Below are 309 nucleotides of genomic sequence, written 5' to 3'. Positions count from 1 at the left end.
CAGCGCGACATAGACCAGCATCAAGCGGCCGGTGCGCTTCAGCGAGAAGCCGACGGTGCGGGAATAACCCTCCTTGCTGCTGTCGAGCATGCGGTTGAACCAGCCGAACACGCCCTTCTTGGCATGACCATGACCGGCCGCGACGGGCTTGAGCAGCGTCGCACACAGCGCCGGCGTCAGCGACAGCGCCAGGAAGGCGGAGAAGCCGATCGCGGCGACCATGGTCACGGAGAACTGGCGGTAGATGATGCCGACCGAGCCCGGGAAGAACGCCATCGGCACGAACACGGCCATCAGCACCAGCGTGAT

General features: G+C 65.0%; 1 protein-coding gene. It reads right to left on the bottom strand.

Going from position 1 to position 309, the window contains the following annotated elements; translation table 11 throughout:
* On the bottom strand, positions 1-309 hold a 309-nt coding region (locus AC0L27_RS41270; protein WP_473323865.1), incomplete at both ends, for an efflux RND transporter permease subunit.

This window comes from Bradyrhizobium sp. Ken51, assembly GCF_055807435.1.
The sequence above is the reverse complement of the archived record's forward strand: the minus strand, read 5'-3'. Positions and strand labels throughout refer to the sequence as shown.